This is a genomic window from Pseudomonas caspiana (assembly GCF_002158995.1).
Taxonomy (GTDB): Bacteria; Pseudomonadota; Gammaproteobacteria; order Pseudomonadales; family Pseudomonadaceae; genus Aquipseudomonas; species Aquipseudomonas caspiana.
The window spans coordinates 134,839-141,960 of sequence record NZ_LOHF01000018.1 but is presented as its reverse complement, the minus strand read 5'-3'; the positions used below and the strand labels follow the sequence as shown (position 1 = coordinate 141,960).

The window sequence follows — 7,122 nt, the reverse complement described above, 5'->3', positions numbered from 1 at the left end:
CCTTGCCCGATCGGGTGGCGAGACGAACATTGAATTTATGAATAACCGAAGCTTCTGCGACCAGCCCGTTGCTCTGTATATACGCGACCGCAGGTTTGAGCACCGGCAATTGAATCGGGTCGTCGGCAAACACCAGCAGATGCGCGCTCGGGCTGTGCTGGAAGTGAAAGTGGATGCCCTCTTCTTCACACAGCCTGCGCACGAAATGCAGGTCGGTTTCCTGATACTGGGTGCAGTAGTCGCGGGGCTTGCAAGGCTCGCGCAGCCTGAAAGCATACGCATTACTGAAGATGGCGTGATCCTTGAGGACCAGCGCGATGATGTCCGGGACCGTCTTGCCCTGAAAGATCCGATGATTGCGGCGGTATACCAGCCGCTTGAGGCTGGGCACCAACTGGATGTAATAGTGGGTGAAGCGCTTGCCCGAATCACCCTGGGCAATTTCGCCAATCTGTCCGTGAAAACCGTTACCGTCAGCGTCAATTTTCAGAAACGCCAGACGGTGCAGCAGCTCTTCCAGTTTGAGATTGGCCCGCTCGCTGACCAACTTGATGCGTACGCTGAACGGACGACTGATGGACTCTTTGGCCGTGAAGGCCAGCACTCGTAAGTCATGCTCAAGCCCGGCGATGTCCAGCGTGAACGAGGCGCGATTGGCGGGGTTGAACATGGGCGAATCCTTGGCCTGGGTAAAAGGCGGGACTTTGCACCCAAGCGGATAAATCGTCAGTCAGGTTTATGTCGCTTTATCTGTGGGACGTTTCTGCAAATGCATATTTCGCCGCCAAACAACTGGAAGACCGGACACACCCACTAACTATCTAACACCCCCACCCTCCCCACTCCTGATTGATTGACCCAATAAGCGGCACAGCTTCTGGACCGCGCTTTTGCACCATTCAGTCATTCAGGATTATCGACACCTATGCAACAACTTACTCCGCTCCCCACTGCCCCAGCAGATACCCTGCCATTGGCGGCTGCCGCTTTGCAGCAGCTCAGCGCTCTAGATGTCACGCTCAACGATGAGCTCAAGTTATTGCCCAAAGCCAGCACAGCAACCGTTGAGCCGCCTGGCGGGCAGGACGAAACAGCCAAAGAAGCTGAAGTAACCGCTCTGCTCGAACAACTCCACGACTTCTGGCAAGCAACCAGCGCCAAGGGCAATAGCCGCAAGGCCCTGTTCATCGAAGGCATGGAGCAGACGCTGCGCAACGAGGTGATTGTCAAAAATCATGAACGCAATCTAGAAACGCAGTACAGCATCTGCCTACCTCTGCCAACGGCCAGCAAAGAGATTGAAACGTCTTTGGAGACGTTCACTCTGCACGTGCAACTCAATGACAGGACGACCATTGAAATCGCTGGGGCTCTGGTTTTCATTTCCATGACAGGCCTGACCTTACTGGTATTGCCCGGCGTCGGTGCAGAGGGTTTCGCGAGCCGGACCGTCTTTAGCGAAGCGCTCGTTCAGTGGCTCAACAACGATGTATTACGCCATGCGCTGTTCAACAATGCCCAGCAGCGTGACCAGCGATTACTGGAGACCATCACCCAGGATCCAAATCTCTATCTGGAGCCCTTCACCGCCGCTGACCTGCAGTTGCAAGCGGTAACCGGCAATCCCTTTGCACATGCTTTCAAGCGCCAACTCCACAAACAACGCGAAGACGTACGTCATGCCGTTTTCGATACGCAGGCACCCGGTAATAAAACGGCGCGACTTGACGCGGCTCTTGGCATGCAAGGTCTGTTTGGTCCCGGCGCCATGCTTGCACAACGCGAAATGGCTTACTGGGAACGCCAACAACGTCGGCATCTGCCTCACTGGATCAAGATCGCCGACCCGAGCGACCTCAATCAATATCAGCAGCGTCTGACCCATTACGAACAGGCCCGCACGGCACTGCTCAGCGCCTTGGGTGGCGCGTCGTCGCATGATCACTTCGCTCGGGTTCAATTGCGCGCCCGCCTCGCTTCTGACCTTGGCTATGAGCTGGACCCCGAACAGGTGATAGTCACGACGCAGCGCCGACTGGCTATCACCGGCGAACGCTATACGACACAACGCTCGCTGCTGCACCTGGCGTTGTACGGGCTGCATCCCGGCGATCGTGATGCCAATTCTGCCTTCCAGACGCTTACCACCGTCCAAATGGACGGCTCGCTCATGCAGATGAGCCATCCACTGTTGACCAACGCCTATCTGGCGAAACTGGTCGATGAATTGAAGCTGGGCACAGCGTTTCGCGAGTACCAACGCATAGCCTATGCCTCTGAACACAATCAGCAGTTGATGCGCGATCTGACACGCAAGCAGGTTACAGCGCTGGCTCACGCGGCAAGGATGCAGGGGCATCTCCTGACCGAAGATTTCGCCATCATCGAACAAATCGAAGCGGATCCAACGGGGCAGAAGACGCCAAACCTGCAAGTCCAGCAGATCAAGCTCAATGACGGCGACATTCTGGGCGGCATACTGGTTTTTCGTAAGAACGACAGCCAGGGGCGTGTTGAGCGACTGATCATGTTTGCTGCCGATGCGCCGCGGACACAACGCTTTCAGGGCTTCGACAACCAGACTCAGCTAACACACGAACTGGTCAGCTGGACCACATCGCCTGAAATGAGCCGCTACTTGCTCAAACAGGTTCCTGCGTCGAGCCGAGAGAACCTCGAGAAGCGCTTCGCCGCTTTACGCCTGAAACCCTATCCGCCAGCCAATTACGTTCAACTCATTAGCCGTAGCCACTACAACCAGGCCCTTGGGCAATTCGTGCGCCAACATGTGCGGGTGGCTGCTGCCGATCAGGCGCAACGAATCCCGGACTGGTACGTGCGCGCCACGCCTGTCGAGCAGCAGGAGTTGCTGGCTCTGGAGGACGCGATAGCTGGTGCCACGCAAAACCTCAACGCAAAATCGCCCGCTCAGGCTCAGGCATTCGAAGACTATGTTCATCAGCGCGCCAGCAAAAAAATCAGCGAGTTGCTGGGCGTGGCTGAAGGCAGTGTCGATCCAGACCAGATCATCATTACCTCCCAACGCGAAGTGCTCAGCTATACGCAGATGCTGCGCAACGGTCATGACGACACCCTCGGTTTCCTCAACAGTAGCGCTGATACCCAAGCCACATTCAGTGGCCCGCCGCATATTGACCTGACGCCACTGACCGCACAGAAAGTCGCACGCTCGGTGCATGGTAAATGGCTTAGCGATGACTACATCAAGCTGGTCAGGGACACTCTGCTCGCGCCGGATTCTCCCGGCTACGAGCATCGCCGACGCAGCAGCCTGCAGATCACCGTATTGCAAATGAAAGCGGCCGCGTTACGCAGCTATCTCAAAGGCCAACTCGTCCCCGGGCAGTATCAATGGCTCAGGCTATCCATGGATCATCTACACCAGACTGACAGCCAGGCAAGACGCCGCCACCCCCTGCGCACCTTGCAACTGCGCCTGGAAAACCCACTGATAGCTACCGATATTCCGCAGGCGGGCGAAATAGCGAAAGATCTCTACAACATCATTTCGCCTGTCAGGGTCGAGCTGACTCAGGTTGAAACCGTACAGGGCTGTTATGTGTTGTCATCCACCGATGTCACTCAAGGGGCAATGCTCTACACCCCGCAGGCACCGGATGGCCTGGAGTTTCGTCTGTTGAGCGACTTCAAGGCCTCGCTCTCCAGCGCTGGCATGATTGATTACTACAAGGACCGCTGCCGGGTTGACGCGCGCCGCAAGTTGGCATTTTTTCTCCGTGACATGGAGCAGGGTGGTAAAAGCAAAGCACCGGTTACACCTCGTGATGCGGTGAAGGACTTTCAGGACATCTGTTTCAATCGCCCGCTCGAACGACAACTGCGTGATGTCGAAGACACCACCACCGGCCGCAGTGACATGCTGGCCAAGCTAGCCTGGACAACATTCGAGCTGCTCGCCACCGTTGTCACGCTACCCTTCCCGCCCGCCAGCTTTGCGGTCGGCGCCCTGCTTTCCCTGCACGACAGCATGAAAGCGCTGCAAGCCTTCGCCAACGGCGACCGGGAAACCGCCAGCGCCTACATTCTCAGCTCACTGTTCAACACGCTGGGCGCTGCCGGGGATTTGTCAGCCGGCATGAAAGGCTTCGGTGCGCTGCGCCAACTTGATAACAACGCCAAACACGCGTCAGCACTCCCGGCTGCGAAAAACATCACGCGCACGCCAAGTCAGGCTGATCTGCACCCGGTCAACCTTGAAGGGGAAACCTTCTGGCGCAGCAAGCCGAACGTGAATGGTCACGCGTCTGTGTACAAAGGCGTTAGCGATCAAACCGAGACAGCACTGCCAACCGGGGAGTTCGCCCGACGCGACCTTGACGGGAAATGGCGACCTCTGAGCCAGCCAGCCCACGCAAGTGCCGACGGTACAAAACAGGGGCTCTCAGTGAACCTGTCACTGAAAGATACAATCGCGCTGTCGTCCGGCCATGCCAAGGGCGTCAGCGTGGTCAACAACAAGTACTACATCGAACTCGGAACTCAGGTTTTCGAGGTTCAATTTGATGCAGGTGCGCGCTGCTGGAACATCATCGATCCACAGAATCCATTCGCGTTTTTCGGCAGGCGTCCGGTACGGCTGGATGATCAGAACAAATGGCAATTACTGGAACGATCCAACCTGCGTGGCGGCATGGACGACTCATTCAAGCCGCTGGTAAGTGAACCGACAACGACAACCGCCGATGCCATCACTGCGGCAGTCGTGCCCTACGAACTACCACTACAGTTACGCCCGCACTTCAGAGGCATCAGTAATACCGGCAGATCGGGGGAAATGCTGGGGCTGGATTTTGAGGAGTATTTCGAGTTCATCTTCAGCGACATGCGCTCGACGTTCACCACACAAAGAGAAAAGCTCTACGCCGACGCCCAGGCGTTTTTCACCTCGTTCGTCCCTTCACCACGCCCGGCGTTGCCGCAGCTCGATGTCAACGCAGGAGCAATCGGGCTGATCAAAAAAATCTTTGAAAACAACAACGCTCTGGTTATCAGCGAGGCCCCAAGATCGATCGCCAGCAAGCGTTTGCTGATCGAGAACATGGCCGCACTGGCTGAGCAGGATGTGAAGGTCCTGTACATCCAGCATCTATTCACCGACCTTCATATGTACAAGCTGGAGAAGTACCGAAAGCTGGGGGCCAGAAGCAAAGCAGGCTCCAGTGATCTGAAATTCTGGCTGGAAGACCTCAACAGCGGCGCACTGAAAAACCGCAGCAAGGAATACGACTACTACCACTTGATAAAGACCGCACACCACCACGGTCTGGAAGTTCGACCGCTCAGTTCTTCGGTCAGCTACCCACTGTCTAACAACCCGGTGGCAACAGCTGTGGGCGACCTTGCAACCGAACAGAAAATGAGCAACTTTTTCGCTCATATCCTTATCAGCGCCGACGTTACCTCTCACCCGTCACACCGCTGGGTGGCATTGCTTGACCAGAAGCTGGCCACTACTTACCAACAAGTCCCTGGCATTGCCGAGTTGCAAGGCGCGATCAGCGTACGCGTACATGACGTGCCCCACAGTCGAGCCACCATTATCAGTAGAGAAATTGAAGAAACAGGGACTGCGTATGGCAAGGCCGACTTCAAGATCGAAATGGCTAATCCGCTGATCCGCGATCAAGACGCATCAAGCCTTGCAGCAGTCCTGAAGCACTCGCCACCCAGCCGACTCGATGACGCGCTTTATCGACAGATGCACGGAAAAATCAGCGCCGAAATCGATAACCCTTATACGGGTAAACCAGGCTTTGAATGGAACGACGCCAGCGGCTGGCAACCCGTCGACGCACAGCACTGGCCCGCTGAAACGCCACCCACGGCGATACAGCTATCGTTGCAGGACCCCGTCTATTCGATGCCTGCCGAAACACACCACACGCTGCATGAGTTGATCAATTTCGAAAGTCGCGGACTGGACTCACGTTATTTCAGCGTCAACAAACAGCACGCGCTGGTCAGCGATCAATTCTTCAACCTGCGCAACACATTGCAGAAAGATGCCCGCACCATCATCAGCAGGGAGCTGCCAGCTCGCCCGCCAATGCCAGCCGTTGCGCCAAGCATGGGCCATAGCGATTTTCTCGAAGACCTTTATCAACATGCCAACGGCGTAGTCATTGGCGAGGCCCACTCATCCATTGCCAGCAAGCAGTTGATCATCGACAACTTACCGCTGCTGGCCCGACAAGATGTTAAAACGCTTTACGTTGAGCATCTGCTTAGCGACGTACATCAGGCCGACCTGGATCGTTTCGTCGAGACCGGTCACATGAGCAAAACCCTGCTTCATGATCTGAAGAAGCTGGACCGAGGGCATCACACCGATATCGATGGTGTTTACACTTTTGAGCAACTGATCAATAAAGCACGAGGACAGGGCCTGGAAATCAGGGCCATCGACTGTAGCGCCAGTTACTACCTCAGAGACCTCGATAATCTGGCGCCGACCACCCGTCAACAGATGTTCAGTCACTTCGCTTCACGCACAGTGCGCAAACATCAGGAAGTTATGGGCGCCCACAAATGGATCGCCCTGGTTGGTAACAGCCATGCCAACACCTTCGAAAAAATCGTGCCGGGCCTCGCCGAGCTGGAAGGCGGTATCGGTGTTCGAGTGATTGATGTGAGGCCTGGACAGGCTCGAGGTATATCGATAGATCCGGGTGAAAAGCTGACCGATACGCTGAGCAGCCAACAGCGCTTTGTCAAAAGCGACTTCCGGTTGGAAATGGAAACTCTCCAGCCAGTCGCTGCTGTCAGACCTGCACAATCGTTGCCTGTCGAAGAACGACTGATCAGGCCGGGCATGTTTCTGGTGGAAGAAAGTGAGAATAGTTTGCCGGTCATCGTCCATCGCTCGCGAGACCACGCGATTCATCGCACGCCCGTGAGGGTTAACGCCCGAGGGCAGGTTTATGTGGAGCGAGCCACGTGGACTTCGGTCAACCTGCAACCTTATGAAGACATGGATGCCCTGATTGTCGGGCTGGAGGAGATCAACCTGACGCGAGTCGGATAAACATCACCGGGATATTGGCAGGAGCCGAGCTTGCTCGCGATCAACGATAACGCGTT

General features: G+C 56.0%; 2 protein-coding genes. One reads left to right on the top strand and one right to left on the bottom strand.

What is annotated here, in order from left to right:
* On the bottom strand, positions 1 to 670 hold a 670-nt coding region (gene tssI / locus AUC60_RS19590), incomplete at its 3' end, for a type VI secretion system tip protein TssI/VgrG (protein ID WP_144443279.1).
* Positions 671 to 925: 255 nt separating this feature from the next.
* Between tssI and AUC60_RS19585 the strand changes: the two genes are divergently transcribed.
* Positions 926 to 7,066 carry a membrane-targeted effector domain-containing toxin gene (locus AUC60_RS19585; RefSeq protein WP_087271386.1) on the top strand — a complete coding sequence of 2,047 codons (6,141 nt, stop codon included), beginning with the start codon at positions 926 to 928 and terminating at the stop codon, positions 7,064 to 7,066.
* The last annotated feature ends 56 nt before the right edge of the window (positions 7,067 to 7,122 follow it).

Excerpts from the sequence above, each read along its gene's own strand:
- AUC60_RS19585 (WP_087271386.1), top strand. The coding sequence starts at position 926 with ATGCAACAACTTACTCCGCTCCCCACTGCCCCAGCAGATACCCTGCCA.